Source organism: Vibrio sp. 10N.261.55.F4 (assembly GCF_041470465.1).
Taxonomy (GTDB): Bacteria; Pseudomonadota; Gammaproteobacteria; order Enterobacterales; family Vibrionaceae; genus Vibrio; species Vibrio crassostreae_C.
In genome coordinates, this window is the sequence record NZ_JBFRMM010000033.1 from 163,348 (window position 1) to 181,690 (window position 18,343).

Below are 18,343 nucleotides of genomic sequence, written 5' to 3' on the forward strand. Positions count from 1 at the left end.
CAAAAAAATAGCCAACCGCAATAATCGCGATTGGCTCTATATATTTGTGAACAAATCATAGGTTCACTAACAACGTCAGTTGGCTAGGTGACCCTCGGCTTAAGAAGGGTCAATGTATATAATGCAGTTAGCGTGCCAACTTTTATTCGACGTTTTATAAGCCCTGCATCGCATAAAAACCATGAATTTGTCATGCGAATTGCAAAGTGCATTTGCATAATGCAACCAAGATGCAATATCGATAAGAGATCAGTTTCATCGCTGCTCTTAATGACAAATCACTAAGTGGTTGTTATCTAAATGTTAGGCAAATATTCACTTCAACTTATTGCCTTACAATTAATAGAGTAATAAAAGCCCTTCCCCAAAAGCATATTCATACTTTTTTTACACTAAAGTTTGTATACTGCACAAAATCATCCTCAACTCTATGAAGCAATGAACTACTTAAGTACTTTTTTCAAAGGCATGGCTATGGGCGCAGCAGACGTTGTTCCTGGCGTGTCGGGCGGAACCATCGCATTCATCACTGGTATCTACGATACGCTACTAGAAAGCATTCGCAGAATTAACCCTAGCGTACTTGGCTTATGGAAACGCGAAGGCTTCAAAGCCGCGTTTAATCACATCAATGGTTTCTTCCTAATTTCACTGTTCGCGGGCGTATTCACGAGCATTGCGACATTCGCAAAATTGATTTCTTGGTTATTAGTCACCCACCCTGTTCCACTGTGGTCTTTCTTCTTCGGCCTGATCTTGGTCTCGGTTTTCCATATTCTTAAGCAAGTAGAGAAACGCGATATGATTCGCTTCGTGTTTTTGCTGCTTGGCGTTGCTTTCGCTTATAGCATTACCGTGCTTAAACCGCTGCAAATGGAACCAACCAGCATCAACGTATTGATTGCGGGTGCGATTGCTATCTGCGCGATGATTTTACCCGGTATTTCAGGCAGCTTTATTCTGCTCCTGATTGGCATGTATGGCCCCGTGCTTGGCGCCGTTAAATCATTTCAAGTCGATGTACTTGCGCTATTCCTTGCGGGCTGTGTGATCGGACTGCTGACTTTCTCACATGTACTGTCTTGGCTATTGCGTTCATTCCGCGACTTCACATTGGTATTCTTAACCGGTTTGATGATCGGTACGCTGCCTAAGATCTGGCCTTGGAAAGAGACCATCAGCTGGCGCACAAACTCAAAAGGTGAACAAGTTCCTCTGATTCAAGAAAACCTATCACCGTTTGATTTTGAAGCGGTAACTTCTCAGCCTTCTCAGCTGGTAATGGCTATTGTGATGATGTTTGTTGCGATTGCATTGGTTCTAGGACTAGAGAAGTTTGCAGAGCGCAACGCTGACTAATCATTCAGCCTACTTCTGGAAAGCGTTTAGAACGGATAATGCTTAGAAATACTAAGCTCACCTATCTATTAAACAGACAAAAGCGAAGCCAATGGCTTCGCTTTTTTAGTTCTACCATACGCACAAAATTGCTTTTTGATACAAGCACGTATTGAGGGGTGTGATAACATCGCCGCTCTTATAAAATTAAATGAGAACACGACATGCACTCTGCATTAAAGGTTGCTGCTGTTGGGATCGCTCTCGTGGCAGGCTTTTATGGGCCGCAAGCAATTCAGCAGTTTAAATCAGCGATGGAGCACTCAACTGCCGACGTCAACTTAGATGACTACTGCATGCTTTCAACAACATGGTGTGAGCAAGACAGCGTTGCTATGACCCTTGAGCATGAAACAGCTCAACCTCTAGTCCCAACAAAAATCAAAGTGGTGTGGGAAGGCGCGGCCTCTGAAACCTTGATGCTATCGCTGACCGGTTTAGAGATGGAAATGGGCTCAGCACGTTTCCAATTAAAAAATACTGGTAACAACATCTATGAAGGTGATGTCATTTTACCCGTGTGTACCATGGATCACATGACTTGGCTTGGTGAGCTCACCGATGGTGTTGAAACCGTAAAACCTGCAATAAGGATGGCAAGATGAGTAGAAATTGGTCGTTAGCATTGGTTGTCGCTTTTGTACTTGGCTTTGGTGTCAAAAGCTATCTTGATGGGCAAAACGAAGTTCAAGAACAACACGCTGCAAAACAAGAGTTCTCCGCAACGACTCTTTTCGGCAAAGACAACCAACCAACGGAAATCTTTGACCAAACCGATGACAGAATTCGTATCGTTTACTTCGGTTTCACACGCTGCCCAGATGTGTGCCCCACTTCTTTGGCTATGTTGGCCGGAGCACTTAACCAAGTCTCTGATGAAGCAAAAGCCAAGATTCGCCCGATGTTTGTCTCTCTCGACCCTGAGCGTGATGCAGCAGAAGCCTCATACGAATACGCACAATACTTCCACCCAATGATGGAAGGATTAAGTGGTCCTTTGGATGTGACAACCACGCTTGCACACAACTACGGTGTTATTTTCAGAAAGACCAAGCTGGAAGGTTCAGAGTTGGAATACACCCTTGACCACAGCTCATATTTTTATTTTTTAAAGCCCGACGGTACCTTGATTACCAAAGTGCCGCACACGTTGACGCCAGCGCCAATTGTTGAGGCTATCAACAAGCTGACGCAGTAAAACGTAAAAATAAAGAACTTACTCAATAAAGTTCAAGAAAAGTCAGGTCCCAGACCAAAAACATAAAAATTAAGGACAACAACATGAAGTTAAAAGCACTTGCTCTAGCAGGCTTATTGCTCACCCCTTTTGCTCAGGCTAGTAGCGATATTATGGTTCATGACGCGTACGCTCGTGCAACCCCGCCTTCAGCAGTGAACAGCGCGGTGTTCACGACTCTGATGAACCACAGCGATAAAGATCGCGCTATTGTTTCTGCAACAACACCTGCAGCAGGTAAAGTAGAACTTCATGATGTAATCATGGATGGCGATGTTATGAAAATGCGCCAAGTTCAACAAATCACAATCCCTGCAAATGGTGAAGCGGTACTAAAGCCAGGTAGCCTACACATCATGTTGTTCGACCTAAAAAGTAGCCTAAAAGAAGGTGAGCAAATCGAGATGATACTGACCTTTGCCAATGGTGAAACACAGACCTTCGACGCACCAGTGAAGAAAGTGATGAGCGGCATGAAAAAGATGAATCACGACCATCATTAATCGTATTCACAATTGATAAAATAATTTAAGCCACGATGACTTCTCGCCATCGTGGCTTTTTGTTAAACTGAGCGCGCTTTTTATTCAAAGCCTGAACACATTAATAAACCAAGGAGAATAGAAGATGATTGTAATGAAAACACTAAAACTGGCAGTAAAAGTAACGCGTTAATTTGTTTGGTTAATCAAACTTTAATCTCGAACTACCAACATTAAGCCATCAGCTGGCTACCGCACACTTTTACCCGGTTTACTGTTGATCGTAAGTGATCAATATCTGCATGCCTGTAAAGCATGACTCAAATCCGGGGTCCTATCGATTTTGAATTCGACCCAAGCTCAAACATTTTTGACGTCTCGACGCTTTTTGAACTGACCAACGCTTTTCGATCTCATCGACAACCTGAGATCTTACAAGACGTTAATGCTCTCATAAGACTTTAATGCACTGATAAGACTTTAATGCTCTCACAAGAAAAGAAAGCTCGCACGTCTGGGTAAATAGACATGAATTCACAAAACGCATTTTCTCATCCAATGTCACTTCAACAACTTGGATGGCAACCTGTATTCCAACAACAACTGACACTCGAAGACTATGATCACTCCGTCATTGCTCGTATCGTCGCACATCACCGCAATGGCTATACATTAGCGTCAGAGCAAGGTGAAATTGTTCTACCCATCCACCAAAACCAACCGGCAATGACCGTTGGCGACTGGGTAATATTGAACTCTGAACTGCAATTCGATCGCTTACTAGAACGCCAATCGCTCTTTAGCCGAAAAGCTGCGGGCAGTCGTGTGGCTGAACAATATATTTCAGCCAATATCGACACAGTGTTTATCGTGGTTTCATTGAACAACGACTTTAATCTGAGTCGCATTGAACGCTACCTGGCACTCGCAAATGAAGCACAAGTTGAAGCGGTTATCGTCCTGACGAAGAAAGACTTGTGTGACGACTACGAAGACAAAGTACAACAGGTACAAAGCTTAGACCCGATGCTGATGATCGAAGCGGTCAACAGCCTAGATCAAGACTCAACCCAAGTACTTTCACCTTGGTGTAAAATCGGCAAGACCGTCGCGCTAATGGGCTCTTCTGGTGTGGGTAAGTCGACTTTGGTTAACTCATTGCTAGGTGAAGCATCGCAGGCAACTGGTGGTATTCGTGAAGACGACAGTAAAGGTCGTCATACAACCACATCACGATCACTCCACTTGCTCGCATCAGGTGGCTTGCTTCTCGACACTCCAGGAATGCGAGAGCTCCAACTTGCAGACTGCGCTGAAGGCGTGAGTGAAACTTTTTCAGACGTCGAAGAGTTAGCAATGCACTGCCGCTTTTCTGATTGCAGCCATGAGTCAGAACCAGGATGCACAATACGCAAGGCCATTGAAAGCGGTGAGCTTTCTGAAAGACGATTCTCTAACTATGAGAAGTTACTCAGAGAGCAAGCAAGAAATGGAGCCTCATTGGCAGAGCAGAGAGCGAACAGTAAACAGCTTTCTAAAATGTACAAAACCGTGCAGTCAGAGAGCCGTAATATCAAGAAATCGTCTAAATAGCCGATTATTGGATTAGGTTTACAACACGTAAATAAGCCCCATGTCCCTATCGCGTATTAGCTCATTAATTCCTGAGCTCTTTAATGCATTGGGCTGGGGCTTTTTTGTATCAGCGAGGCTTCTTTGTATTAACAGGTCTTCTTTATATCAACAGGAACCCAATGGGATCATTTCTGCACACAATGATCTTGCTAATCGACTCTGACGGCACCAGAACCAGAACATTGACCCGAATGAGTATTATCATGCAGATTTATATCTCAACAAGAGTACAAAAATTTAACATTTAGCTCTAAAAACACCACGTAGCGCAAACAATCACCCTAAAAGTAAACTATTCCTAGACACCCTCTTAGATCCCGCTAATATGACCGCCCATTCCACTAGTGTATAGTTGGATTTGGTACAACTTTATAAAAAATACATCACTATAATAAATTAACAATTGCAGGTATTTTATGCAAAATCACAACATGCTCGCCCGCATCGCTCGTGGAAATCTCGTTCTACAGATCCTTGCTGGTATTGTTTTCGGTGTCGTTCTCGCCATGGTTTCTCCTTCAGCAGCTCAAGATGCAGGCCTATTAGGTAGTCTGTTTGTTGGTGCTCTGAAAGCTGTTGCCCCAATTTTAGTATTCATTCTTGTTGCAGCTTCTATCGCAAACCAAAAGAAAGGTCAGCATACTCATATGCGTCCAATCATTGTGCTTTACCTGATTGGTACGTTCTCTGCAGCACTGACTGCTGTAGTACTGAGCTTCATGTTCCCAACCACTTTGACACTGGTTGCTGGCGCTGAAGGTGCTAACCCTCCTCAAGGTATTGCAGAAGTTCTTCATACGCTTCTATTCAAGCTTGTAGATAACCCAGTTAGCGCACTAATGAACGCGAACTACATCGGTATTCTTGCTTGGGCAATCGGTCTTGGTCTTGCACTGCACCACGCATCTGCAACAACCAAAGCGGTTTTCGAAGACCTTAGCCACAGTGTTTCACACATTGTTCGCTTCATTATTCGTCTTGCGCCATTCGGTATCTTCGGCCTTGTTTCGACTACATTCGCAACAACGGGCTTCGATGCACTAGCAAGCTACGGTCAACTGCTAGCGGTTCTACTAAGCTCAATGCTGATCATTGCTCTTGTCGTTAACCCACTGCTTGTCTTTGTAAAGACAAAACAGAACCCATACCCACTTGTACTGCAATGTATTCGTGAATCTGGTGTAACGGCATTCTTCACTCGTTCAAGCGCTGCAAACATCCCAGTGAACATGAACCTTTGTAAGAAGCTAGAGCTAGATGAAGATACTTACTCTGTATCAATCCCTCTAGGCGCAACCATCAACATGGCGGGTGCTGCAATCACCATCACTGTGTTAACGCTTGCAGCTGTACACACAATGGGTATTGAGATTGATATCTTCACTGCGATTCTACTAAGCCTTGTTGCTGCAATTTCAGCATGTGGCGCATCAGGCGTTGCCGGTGGTTCACTGCTACTGATTCCTCTAGCTTGTGGCCTATTCGGTATCTCAAACGATGTAGCGATGCAGGTTGTAGCGGTTGGTTTCATCATTGGTGTGATTCAAGATTCTGCTGAAACAGCGCTTAACAGCTCAACTGACGTAGTGTTCACTGCGGCTGTATGTAAAGCTGAGCAAAACAAAGCTTAACAGCTCTTGGTATTAGGCTTTAGCTCTAAGCTCTAAGCTCTAAGCTCTAAGCTCTAAGCTCTAAAAGCAAATAGCACACAAATAAAAAGGGAAGCATTCGCTTCCCTTTTTTGTTGTCTTGGTTTTCTAGATTACGGTTAGAAGCTATATAGATTTATAGATTTATAGCTTCAGTCATTTTTGTCTAACTCATCAAAGCTAACCAACACGTTTTAGTGGTTGCTTTTCCAGCTTGGATCCAAGGCTGCCTGACTGAAGTCTAGAGGGTCACTATTTGGGGTCGCTTGTCTCTCTGTTGATGCTTGCTCGGAATTAGGTTGTTGGCTGTAATCAACATTCGTATCTTGAGCACTCGCCGTTTGAGTATCTAGATGGCTCGCATCTACTTTTAATGCCTCACCTTCTTCATCAGACGCTTCTTTCACTTTCTTAGGGATCGGTATATTGCGCTTGTAGAGCTTATTGAGCGCTTTAATGATTGAATGCTTAGTGATCGCTTCTTGAGTCAACTTAGTCATGATCGGCTTAGTCAGAGCTTGTAAGCCCACGACGGCATCGACACCCAGTTCACCACCAACTTTATCCCGCAAATGCTTCGCTTCTGAGTAGCCAAAATGAGCAGACAAAAATAGCCAGATATAAGCAATCGCGTTGCCGTGTTCACCATGGTCAATCCAAGCTTCGCCAGCTCTAAACATGGCTTCTGCACTGTTCTTTTCTGCGGCAGTTTCAAACCAGTACACCGCTTCGCCGTGATTCGGTTCAACACCAACACCGTTCAAATAGCTCATACCCAGTTTGATCTTGCCGTCTAGGTTGTTTTTTTCAGCGGCCTTTTGGTACCACTCGACAGAGCTTTCAGCCGAGTAATCTGGATTCTCTTTATCTAGACACCAGTCACCGATAAACAGCATCGCTTCGGTATTACCACCAGCCGCAGACTCTTCAATATAGGTATAACCCTTAGGGATGTTCTTATCGGTTCCACGACCAAAGACGAGCGCTTTGCCCATCTCGAATTTCGCCGATACGTCATTGTCTAAAGCAGAGATTGCTAGCTGCCAAAAGTTGGCTTTCTCTCTTAAAATGAGGTCTTCTTTACGCTTCATGCTTAGGCGCACAATGCCGTACATGCCATTGATATTATCGAGTTGCGCCGCTTTGTCGTACCAATACAGAGCTTCCTTTATATTGTTACGTTCAGCTTCTTTTGCCAAATACAGAATCGACGGTACATGACCGGTTTCGGCTTTGAAGTGACGCTCTTTTTGCTCTTGTATGCGCGCTTTTTCAATCGCTTTTCGGTAAGCGACAGCACGAGCCTTACGTTCTTGTTCCAAGCGCTGCTTTCTTAGCGATAAAGAGATCAGCCACACGGCGACAAGTATTAACGAAAGAGCCGTCGCACCAATTGCGATTCCCATTGTACTCATAAAATATTTAACCTAACTCGGCAGATACAAGACTCGACGTTGAGAGTGTGTTCTACCCATAGTGAATGTTATGTTTCGAATTACAGGGAAAAGTGCAGTTACTGGCACGTTCCGCCTTAAAATGAACTTAGTTCAGTATCTCAGGATTACATTGCGATAAGAAGCCTAGGAGGTTCAATCCGTATGCAGTCCATAGACGATGTGATCTTGCTTCAATATAGATAAATTATGAAGGCTGCCTTTCATCAGGAAAGTCCTAAAGCTTGGTGACGAAATTGATGTTTTTCCCATCAACAATTTCGTGCAACTGCCGTACAACTCTCTTACAGGAATAGCTCTATACCTAGGTCAATTGACCGTATATGTAAGCCAACTCGGCAACCGTCTTCGCTGAGAATTTCTTCATCAAGCTTGCTCGGTGTACTTCCACTGTTCTCATGGCAATGCACAATTCATCGGCTATTTTCTGGTTACGCTTACCGTCGATAATTTGTTTGAGGATGTCTATCTCACGCTCGGTTAACGACGCGTACGCTTGGCGATACACATTCATGTGTAAGTGCTTTTCTGAAGCGTCCAAACCTTGCTTGATCGCCTCAGCTAACTCATTGCCTTTAACTGGCTTTTGAAAGAAATTCACCGCGCCGGCTTGTAAGGCTTCAACCGCCATTGGCACATCACCGTGCCCCGTCAGGTAAATCACCGACAGTGGGCTCTGCGCTTTTACCATCAACTCATGAACTTGCTGCCCTCTCATCTCTGGCATTCGGCTGTCTAAAACCACACAACCCGGCGCACTCAAGTCCACTGAGTCTAAAAAACTGGGGCCATCTTCAAAAGCTGACACAGTGAAATCATGCTCTTCTAATAAGAACACCAACGAATCGCGCATCGACTCATCGTCATCAACCACATAGACAGGGAGCCTTTGATGAAGTTCAGACATAACAAGATTCCTTATGAATCATTTGAAAGAGAGAAAGGCAGTGTCACCGCAACATGACATCCATGTGGGGTGAGTGACGTGATCGTCATTTGACCACTGTGATCTTCAATAACATCTTGGCAAATCGCGAGCCCAAGCCCCAAGCCATTTTCTTTGCTGCTCACAAAGGCTTGAGTCACTTCTTGTTCAGTGAAATCTAAACCGGTGCCGTTATCGATAATCGACAACATTATTTTATCCGGTTGATACTCGGTAATCACTTTAATTGTCGATGGTTCGTTGTTTTTGTTACCAATATCAGACGTAGCGCTTTGTTCGCGATGCATCTGAGCATTACACGCATCAGTCGCATTGTTGATCAAATTTACAACCACCTGCTGCAATCCGACGGGGTCAACATGTAGCGTGATAGGTTTACCCACGACATAACGTTCAATGGTTATCTTGTGTTTCTGTAATCGAAATTGCAGTAGCTCGATGGTATCTGTAAGAAGAGCTTCTATATCAGTTTGAGATTTATCTGATGAGCGTTTTTTGATCATGTTTCTTAAGCGCTGGATGATCGCATCAGCACGGTCCACTTGCGACTGGATCTTCTCAAATACAGGCTCTATGTCAGTCAGCGGTTTGTTCTTCGAAATCCGCAGTAAACCACCTTCGCTATAATTCCGAATAGCTGCCAAAGGCTGATTAATCTCGTGTGCCAAGCTACTTCCCAGTTCACCAACTACCGCGATTCGTTGTGAGTGCTCTAGCTGTTCACTCTTACTTTTCAGCTTATAAAGCGTCGCTTCTAGTTGCTTTTTGCTGCGACTGAATTTGTATTCTAGCCAGAAGTGGTAAGCATTCAGAGACACGACAAGAATAAAGAACGCCCATGCCCACTGTTGATTGTACTTGAGCCAGATTAACGCTTCTTTCCACCAAGGTTGTTGCAGTGGATGCATGTCGAGTTGTTGATATAGCTTGTCGATCGCCAGCAAGCTTGTCGGTGACGTCCAACCCGATGCATTCGCTGCAATGGCCGGTGCGCTGCTCTTAGGCATCGCAAATAATACCTGACTCATCTGTTTGGCCAGTGCCGAAGAAGCCCGCTCTGTTTTGGCGAACGACCAGTTGGGGTACAACGGCGTAGACACTTGGCATCGGAATCCTTCTGGCGCTTGATTCTCGATAATTCGATATTGCCCCGCCACCAGCAAACCTTCACTGATCATGTTCTCAACTAAACAGCTTGGTACGACAGCCGCTTCAATGTGCCCTTCACGTAGTTGATACAAGCTGGCGTCGATCGGGAAACCTAAAAATTGGGTGTTAGAGAAAAAGTGGTTGGGATTAAGCCCTTGTTGCATCACTTGGTAACGCATAGTGAGGTAACCGCCAAACGCATTTTCAGAGACAGCAGCAATCGGCTTTCCACTAAGTTGCTCAAACGAGATATACGGTGACATTCTTCTGACCACTAATGCAGAACCGATACTGCGCGTGCTGCTCACACCTTGATCGTCGTAATTGTGACTGGTCATGGTCGCCATCCAAGAGAGCGCGTATTGACGTCCTAAACGCACTGCTTGGCCGGGATTGGTGACAACAAAATCGACCGTGACATCTTTCACCGCTTCCGCCATCTCTTCTAAGTTGAAAGGCTTGAGAACAAAGTGTTTGCCGGGAATGCGCTCCGACAACCAATCCATCGTCGGCTGCCAACGCTGCTGCGCGGAAAGCTTGCCTCGAATAGCCAGCACACCGACCTCAATCACCTGTTCCGACTCAACAGTGTTTGATGTTGTAATCTCTTGCTCCGCTTGAGCGGCTAAACAGATTCCTGCAGTTAGACTCAACCAACAAAGGCTAACGATTGATATTAGGTTTCGGACTGTCACTAAAATCTCTTTCTCCACACTGATGGCATGTTCACACTCGAATAACGCATTGACGACACGTTAAATAGAGCCTTTAAACAAAGCATAACAGCTAGATTGGTAAAACCACATTTGTTCTAGATCAACTTTGATCTGGGTATGTGGAAATCCACAATACCCCGCGTACGCCCAAAATCTGACAATGAGCCCAACAGATAGAATACCCATTTATAGGTACCAACATGGACTCATTGAAAAGACGGTTTCTCAGCCAATTCGGCAAGGTTTCCGCTGGTGCTGCGCTCATTCCCATCACCGGAATCAACACCGTAGTCGCAAGCACAGCCATTCGCAATAACAACCAACCTGACCGCAAAGGCGAAGTAGGTAAACGCTACGCCATGGCGGTTGATTTACGTAAATGCGTTGGCTGTCAGGCGTGCACCGTTGGCTGTAGCGTTGAAAACCAAGCGCCAGTTGGCCAGTTCAGAACCACCGTAAAACAGTATGAAGTCTCCCTTGATGATGGTTCGACTACTCAACAAGAGGTGAAGTCATTCATGTTGCCTCGTCTGTGTAACCACTGCGACGATGCTCCGTGCATTAAGGTTTGTCCTGTTCAAGCGACCTTCCAACGTGAAGACGGCATTGTAATGGTCGACAACGAACGCTGCGTAGCCTGTGCTTACTGTGTTCAAGCTTGCCCTTACGACGCTCGATTCATCAGCAACGACACCCTTACCGCAGACAAATGCACCTTCTGTGCACACCGCCTTGAAGACGGTTTACTGCCCGCTTGTGTCGAAACCTGTGTTGGTGGAGCTCGTGTGATTGGTGACCTCAAAGACCCAAACAGCGAAATTAACCGCCTGCTCAATGAAAACCAAGGCGACATAAAAGTGCTTAAACCAGAGCAGAATACCAACCCACATGTTTTCTATATCGGCATGAATGAGCGATTCGTTAGCCACATTGAAGGCCAACCTGCGATTTATGATCCAGCCGCCATCGATAACTCATCCTCTAGCAAACAAGAATTGGCAATCGCGACACAAGGCAAACAAGGAGAGACAGCATGAATATCACTGAGGTGTTAGTTCCCGCTCAAGAGATCGCTTGGCTACCGTGGGCGGTTCAATATTTCTTCTACATTGGTTCGGCTTACGCGGCTGCGATTCTGTTTTTGATTGCCCTGATATTTAAAAATTCAACCAGTCATCAATTTCGTGCAGCCCTTGTGCTTGTGATGGCAATCGGCGCGATTGTTGGGCCATTAGCCCTCACTGGAGACTTACACCAACCGGGACGTGCGTGGCACTTCTATGCTCACATCACACCTTGGTCATGGATGTCATTGGGCTCTCTGTTTCTACCTTTGTTCTCTGGTCTGGCTGTCGCAACCGCATGGGTTTACCTGCGTGATGACATCGCACAACTGAAAGAGAGTGAAAACCCACTTCTAAAACGTTTGGCTTGGCTGACGCTAGGTCAATGGCAAATATCGTCAAAGCTGATGATTGCGCTCGCTGCTGTGACGGCTATTTCGGGCCTATGCATCGCGCTTTACACAGGCGCAGAGATTGCGATTTTGGCGAGCCGACCGCTTTGGCATCAACCGGCTTCTCCGCTGCTTTGGTTCACGACCGCATTCTTTGCTGCAACGGGTTTAACGCTGTTGATTTGGGCTCTACTGCCTTCAAGCAAGCCAAGCTTAAAACCAACAGACCTCGCTCTAGTACAAAGAACCATTACCTTAACGGGTGGCCTTGCCATCATTCTTACGTCGATTTGGGCATCTAACCATGGTCACTTCAGCCTGTATGAGAACGACGCTTGGGGCATCAATTTAGGCATCATGACCACCAGCATTTTGGTATGCATGATCTTGGTTCTTCCGCTGCAACGCCTATCGCAAAGTAAGCTAGGAATTATCTGTGTTGCGCTTGCGACCATTATTTCAGCATGGGCGGTACGTTGGGTCACCATGATGGAAGTTCAAACCATTCCTCGTTTTGATGTGGGTCCATTCCCTTATGAACTGCCGATGGGTAGTGCAGGATTACTCGGCATCGTTGGCATGTGTGGCCTGTGGCTTGCGCTTGCGTTGTTTGCTTCTGAAATCGTGTCTGCTGGATCGACAAGAGCAACTGGCTCTGCACCAAAGACAACATCGAATACAAACCAAAATACATCGTCACCACTTAACCGCTCACATAGCTTGTAGTCTGAGGAATCATCATGGATAACAAACGTCGTCAATTTTTGAAAACAGGCCTTGCTGCCGGTGGTGTTGGAGCTTTTGCTGCAGGTTATGCGACAACCACAAAGCACATGGTTCACGGTGCTATCGATGGCACCGCAGGTAAGAAAACCAATCACATTCATCACGGTAATTCGTTAGAGACGGAATACAGTGTCGATGAGCAAGGTAAGATCTCGCCGAATCCAAACCAACGCGTTGCACCATCAATGTGTTTTGGTTGCTGGACACTGTGTGGATTGCGTGTACGTATCGATAATCGCAATGATGAGATCTTGCGTATCTCGGGCAACCCGTATCACCCGCTATCAAGTGACCAACAGATCCCATTCAAAACACCGGTAAAAGACGCCTACATTGGCTTGTCTGGTGAATCAGGCATCAATAACCGTTCGACAGCCTGCGCCCGTGGCAACGGCATGTTAGAGATTCAAAACAGCCCATACCGAATCACTCAACCATTAAAACGTGTTGGTAAACGTGGTGAAGGCAAGTGGGAACCGATCAGCTACGAACAGCTTATCTCTGAGATCACCGAAGGTGGTGACTTGTTCGGTGAAGGCGAAGTTGAAGGCTTACGATCGATTCGCGACATCGAAACACCACTCGATCCGAACAACCCTGAATACGGACCAAAAGCCAACCAACTGCTTGTGACTAATGCCGGTAATGAAGGCCGTGACGACATCTTGAAGCGCTTTGCATTTAACAGCTACGGCACTCGTAACTTTGGTCACCATGGATCTTACTGTGGCTACGCGTTCCGCGCAGGTTCAGGCGCGATCATGAACGATCTAGACAAGTTCTCGCACTTAAAGCCCGACTTCAACAACGCAGAGTTCATTCTTTTCATCGGTATGTCTCCAGCTCAAGCGGGTAACCCGTTTAAGCGCCAAGCAAGACAGCTGGCTGAAGCTCGTACCAACGGAAAACTGAGCTACACCATAGTGACTCCGAGCCTTCCTGCAGGATCTTCAAGCCTTGCTGCGGGCGATCGAAACAACTGGCTACCGATCAAACCGGGCACCGATTCAGCATTAGTGCTGGGTATGATCCAATGGATCATCGAGAACCAACGATACAATCACGACTTCTTGTCTCGCCCAAGCGCACAAGCGATGCAAAAAGCAGGCACCACGCATTGGTGTAATGCTTCACACCTTGTGATCAGTGACGAAGCACACCCACAAAACGGGCGCATGCTTCGCGCATCGGATATGGGTTTGCTAGAAACAGGCGAACCGATGTCTGACGATGACGGATTTATCGCACTAGATGTGACAACGTCACTATTGACGTCACATATTCAGGTGAATGAAGCGGCTCTGTTCGTCGATCAAGACGTAGAAATCAATGGTCAGACTGTTCGTGTTAAGTCTTCTCTGCAAAGATTGAAGGAAGAAGCCTTCAAATATGACCTTGCATACTACAGTGAGCAGTGTGAGATCCCGCAGGACCAAATTATTGCGTTGGCAAAACGCTTCACCAGCTACGGGACGAAAGCAGTCGTGGATACTCACGGTGGCAACATGCACACCAACGGCTTCTACAACTCGTTCTCTATTCTGATGCTAAACGCGCTGATCGGTAACATCAACGCGAAAGGTGGCGCGATGGCGAAAGCGGGCGGCTACCCAACTTCGGTTGCAGGTCCACGTTACGACTTTACCAAGTTCAAGGGTAAGACTAAGCCTCAAGGTGTATTCTTGTCCCGCAGCAAGTTCCCGTATCAAAACACCAGCGAATACAAACGTCGCGTTGCCGCAGGTGAGTCACCTTACCCGACACGCGCTCCGTGGTACCCAATCTCTGCGCCGCTGTTAACCGAGCACTTATCAGCTGCGATTGACGGTTACCCTTACCGTGCAAAAGCGTGGATCAACCACATGGCGAACCCACTATATGGTGTCCCAGGCTTAGACAACCTGCTAGGCGAGAAGCTTAAAGATCCCAAACAGCTTGGCTTGATCGTGTCTATCGATGCCTTTATCAATGAAACGACTGCCTTATCGGATTACCTAGTGCCAGACACAGTGACCTACGAGAGCTGGGGCATGGCAACACCTTGGCATGGTGTCGCGACCAAAGCGATCACCGCTCGTTGGCCGATTGTTGAGCCCAAAACTTCCCGCACTCAAGACGGACGTGCCATCAACCTAGAGAACTTCTTTATTGATCTAGCGAAAACGCTTGGCCTAGGTGGCTTCGGCGACAACGTAATCAAAGACAATCAAGGTAACTGGCACGGTATTCATAGCGCTGAAGACTTCTACCTGCGCTCGGCTGCTAACTTAGCGTTCGTAAAAGGTGGCGTGCCGAATGTGGATGCGGAAGATATTGTTTGGTCTGGTCTAGAACGCCTAGTCCCTGTGATGAACAAAACGCTCAAGCCTGAAGAGATGCTCAAAGTAGCGTACATTTTTGCGCGTGGCGGCCGTTTTGAAGACGCAACCAATGCGTATACCAATGAAACCATGAAGTACAAATGGACCAAACCATTGGCTATCTGGAATGAAAAGCTCGGTACTTCTCGCAACACCATCAGTGGCGAGCAATACATGGGTTGCCCTACATGGTATCCACAAAAACTCGCGGACGGAACGCCACTAGCAGAGCAGTTCCCAGCAAAAGAGTGGCCGTTCACCCTAACCAACTTTAAATCCAACATTCACAGTGCGGTCTCTAATTTGTCACCACGCTTGGAATCGATTAAAGGAGTAAACCCTGTTTACATCCACCCGCAAGACGCCTCTTCTGTGGGTATCAAAACCGGTGACGTGTTTGCTATTGAAACACCGAGCTCAACCACACATGCTTTGGCGATGGTGATTGATGGCATCAAACCGGGAACATTAGGCTTTGAACACGGCTTTGGTCATAAAGAACTCGGTGAACGCGCACACTGGATTGGTGACACACAACAACCGGTGAAAATGAAGTCGAACGATGGCGTTAACATCAATGATATAGGCTTGATTGACCCTACGAGAGAAGGCAAAGGCGTGATGTTGGATTGGGTTGTGGGGGCAGCAGCAAGGCAAGCGCTTCCGGCTAAGATCTACAAGGTCTAGCTTAAACTCAGCAAGCTATAACTTAATCACTGATTCAAAACACTTCCTTATCTGATTTGCAGATGAGAACACAACAGGGCAACTTCGTCATTCGAGGTTGCTCTGCTTTTTCGTCCCCTTGATCTAGAAAAGCACCCTATTTGGATAAACGTCCAATCTACATAAAGTACCCAATCTACATAAAGCATCCGCTCTAGATAGAGTAATCAACCCAAAACCATTAGGTAATCTTCATTTCACCACAACTTTTTTAGCCCGCATCCATAAAGCAGCTATGCTTATACAATCGGTGCCATAAAAGAGCCTTAACAAGCAGTTATACCGAGGCGAACATGGCAGTTCCCTTGCACTTCGTTAACGGCAGTTGGATTCGCCTATCGAAATCCACATCAATACCACTATGGTGATTGAGGTTATTAATGTGAGACTTACCTCAAGTTCCCAGTGAATTAATGTGGAAATCCACAATAGCGCGAGCAACCAATTATGTCGAAAATGCGTGCATTACAACCAATAGCGACGCCTCATGATTAAGCTGAACATAAAAACTCAAACTCTAACGCTTTGCATCGCTGCTCTGGGAAGCCTTTCTTTATCCGGTTTTGCACAAGCAGCACCCAATCCAATGCCAGAAGCCGCAGAAACCTGTAGCGGTTGCCACCAAGCCGACGGGAAAGGCATGCCCAACATCGCACCTATGCTTGCAGGGCTCAATGCTGACTACCTAGAACATCAACTAGTCTTATTCTCAAGTGGTGAGCGTCAAAGCACGATCATGAAAGGCATGGCTGATGGTGTGTCTGATCCTGCGATTCGTCGTGAAGTTGCAGAATACTTCGCTTCATTACCTTCATACGACTTCACCGATTTAGAACAACGCGGCTCACAAGCCGATATCGATAACCCGTATCGTAAACTTGTATTCCAAGGTGATTGGGATCGAAACATTCCTGCTTGTGCTACCTGTCATGGACCAAGTGGTATGGGCGTAGACAAATTTCCTCGCCTAGCGAGTCAGCATGCCGACTACATTCAGACTCAGCTCAACGCTTGGAAAAACGGCACTCGTAAGGGTGATGATTTAAACATGATGGGCAATATCGCCGGCAAGTTGACCGACGATGAGATCAAAAACCTCTCTTACTATTTCGCATCTTTCCGATACTAAAGGGCTCGCATGAAAACATTACTTCTAATTACCGCAACCCTTGCCTCTGGAATCGCTTATGCCGAAGGTGAGTTGCCCGATCGCCAAACCGAACTGCCCGCCGTTGAAAAACCACAAGATAATAAATATCTGGTGCCACGCGACTTGGTAGATATTCCTGATGGGGAATTTGGTGACAAAGTAAAACTGGGCTATTCCCTGTTTGTCGATTCACAACAGATGCGTGGTACGTTCGTCGGCAATGAACAAAACTGTGTCAACTGCCACATGCAAGCGGGCATGAAGCCTAACGCTGCCCCTCTTTGGGGTGCGTACATGGCCTACCCTGCGTATCGTTCTAAGAATGACAAGGTAAACAGCTACGCAGAACGTATCCAAGGTTGCTTCACCTACTCAATGAATGGTCTGCCACCGGCTGAGGGTTCAAAAGAGATGGTCGCACTGACGGCGTATTCATACTGGCTGGCGATGGGCGGCATCTTAGACAAGAACGGCATGCAAGATACACCCGTTCCTGAGATTAGCGATGCCGACTTACAAGTCGGTGGTAAAGCGGAAAGCTTCCCTCTCCCTGAAGAGCTGTTAAGCAAATACCCAATCGATGGCCGCAGTAAGTTGGCAGGGCGTGGCTATCCTAAGATTGATAATCCTGAACAAGAGCCATCGATAGCGCGTGGTGAAAAGGTTTACCAAACCAACTGCCAAACCTGTCATGGTCAAAATGGTGAAGGTATTAAAGGGGCTGACGGACGTTCATACTTTCCACCATTGTGGGGCGAAAACACGTATAACTGGGGCGCGGGTATGCACCGGGTGAACACCGCTGCCTATTTCATCTATGAAAACATGCCGCTTGGAAAGAGCCAGCAACTTTCGATTCAAGATGCATGGGATGTGGCTGCATTTGTGAATAGTCATGAACGCCCACAAGATCCTCGATACAAGGGTGATGTTGCTAGCAATGCTAAGCGCTACCACAATCACCAAGGTTACTATGGTAAAGAAGTCGACGGTAATGTTCTGGGTTCAAAAGCCTACCCAAGTGGTGATAAGGTGATCGGCGCACACTAATTTGGCGTTCACACGTCATATAGCTAGGGTTTACATTGTAAATTAATAACAACTTAAACTATTATTTATCAGTCTCAAAACCGAAACACCATCGGCAAACAAATAGCCACACTCAATGAGTGTGGCTTATTTTTGGTTCATCGCGGATT

Annotated in this window: 14 protein-coding genes; 11 read left to right on the forward strand and 3 right to left on the reverse strand. The window is 46.2% G+C overall.

From position 1 onward, the window contains the following. Positions 1-438: 438 nt before the first annotated feature. The 6 genes from AB4249_RS16290 (at position 439) to sstT (ending at position 6,383) form a co-directional block, all read left to right on the forward strand. Positions 439-1,359 carry a DUF368 domain-containing protein gene (locus AB4249_RS16290; RefSeq protein ID WP_017066617.1) on the forward strand — a complete coding sequence of 307 codons (921 nt, stop codon included), beginning with the start codon at positions 439-441 and terminating at the stop codon, positions 1,357-1,359. Positions 1,360-1,562: 203 nt separating this feature from the next. After that, positions 1,563-2,003, forward strand: coding sequence for a hypothetical protein (locus AB4249_RS16295; RefSeq protein WP_372103957.1), 441 nt, complete (start codon positions 1,563-1,565; stop codon positions 2,001-2,003). Continuing rightward, positions 2,000-2,596: an SCO family protein gene (locus tag AB4249_RS16300; protein ID WP_004732104.1), complete on the forward strand. Its 597-nt coding sequence runs from the start codon at positions 2,000-2,002 to the stop codon at positions 2,594-2,596. The genes AB4249_RS16295 and AB4249_RS16300 overlap by 4 nt, the downstream gene beginning before the upstream one ends. Positions 2,597-2,679: 83 nt before the next feature. Next, positions 2,680-3,138: a copper chaperone PCu(A)C gene (locus AB4249_RS16305; RefSeq protein WP_372103959.1), complete on the forward strand. Its 459-nt coding sequence runs from the start codon at positions 2,680-2,682 to the stop codon at positions 3,136-3,138. A 507-nt stretch (positions 3,139-3,645) separates the two neighbouring features. Beyond that, positions 3,646-4,710, forward strand: coding sequence for a ribosome small subunit-dependent GTPase A (rsgA, locus tag AB4249_RS16310; RefSeq protein ID WP_017064233.1), 1,065 nt, complete (start codon positions 3,646-3,648; stop codon positions 4,708-4,710). Between the two features lie 458 nt (positions 4,711-5,168). Further along, the gene (gene sstT / locus AB4249_RS16315) at positions 5,169-6,383 is read left to right on the forward strand and encodes a serine/threonine transporter SstT (protein WP_004732110.1); all 1,215 of its coding nucleotides are present in this window, start codon (positions 5,169-5,171) and stop codon (positions 6,381-6,383) included. Between the two features lie 212 nt (positions 6,384-6,595). Here the strand turns inward: sstT and AB4249_RS16320 are convergent, their stop codons facing one another. From AB4249_RS16320 to AB4249_RS16330, 3 genes are all read right to left on the reverse strand, one after another. Beyond that, a complete protein-coding gene (locus AB4249_RS16320; RefSeq protein WP_081326279.1) occupies positions 6,596-7,816 on the reverse strand; it encodes a tetratricopeptide repeat protein in 1,221 nt (406 codons plus the stop codon). Between the two features lie 343 nt (positions 7,817-8,159). Next, positions 8,160-8,762 carry a response regulator transcription factor gene (locus AB4249_RS16325; protein ID WP_048609831.1) on the reverse strand — a complete coding sequence of 201 codons (603 nt, stop codon included), beginning with the start codon at positions 8,760-8,762 and terminating at the stop codon, positions 8,160-8,162. 11 nt (positions 8,763-8,773) lie between these two features. After that, positions 8,774-10,645, reverse strand: a complete 1,872-nt coding sequence (locus tag AB4249_RS16330) for a PhnD/SsuA/transferrin family substrate-binding protein (RefSeq protein ID WP_372103963.1) — start codon at positions 10,643-10,645, stop codon at positions 8,774-8,776. A 221-nt stretch (positions 10,646-10,866) separates the two neighbouring features. Here AB4249_RS16330 and dsrO point away from each other — a divergent pair, with 221 nt between their 5' ends. The 5 genes from dsrO (at position 10,867) to AB4249_RS16355 (ending at position 18,194) form a co-directional block, all read left to right on the forward strand. After that, the gene (gene dsrO / locus AB4249_RS16335) at positions 10,867-11,703 is read left to right on the forward strand and encodes a sulfate reduction electron transfer complex DsrMKJOP subunit DsrO (RefSeq protein ID WP_372103965.1); all 837 of its coding nucleotides are present in this window, start codon (positions 10,867-10,869) and stop codon (positions 11,701-11,703) included. After that, entirely contained in the window at positions 11,700-12,848 is a 1,149-nt protein-coding gene (gene nrfD / locus AB4249_RS16340) for an NrfD/PsrC family molybdoenzyme membrane anchor subunit (protein WP_372103968.1), read from the forward strand. Before dsrO ends, nrfD begins: the two co-directional genes overlap by 4 nt. A gap of 14 nt (positions 12,849-12,862) precedes the next feature. Continuing rightward, a complete protein-coding gene (locus AB4249_RS16345) occupies positions 12,863-15,955 on the forward strand; it encodes a tetrathionate reductase subunit A (RefSeq protein WP_372103970.1) in 3,093 nt (1,030 codons plus the stop codon). A gap of 526 nt (positions 15,956-16,481) precedes the next feature. Continuing rightward, on the forward strand, positions 16,482-17,123 hold the full coding sequence (locus AB4249_RS16350; RefSeq protein WP_372103973.1) for a cytochrome c: 642 nt from the start codon (positions 16,482-16,484) through the stop codon (positions 17,121-17,123). Positions 17,124-17,132: 9 nt separating this feature from the next. Beyond that, positions 17,133-18,194: a c-type cytochrome gene (locus tag AB4249_RS16355; RefSeq protein ID WP_372103975.1), complete on the forward strand. Its 1,062-nt coding sequence runs from the start codon at positions 17,133-17,135 to the stop codon at positions 18,192-18,194. Positions 18,195-18,343: the final 149 nt, after the last annotated feature.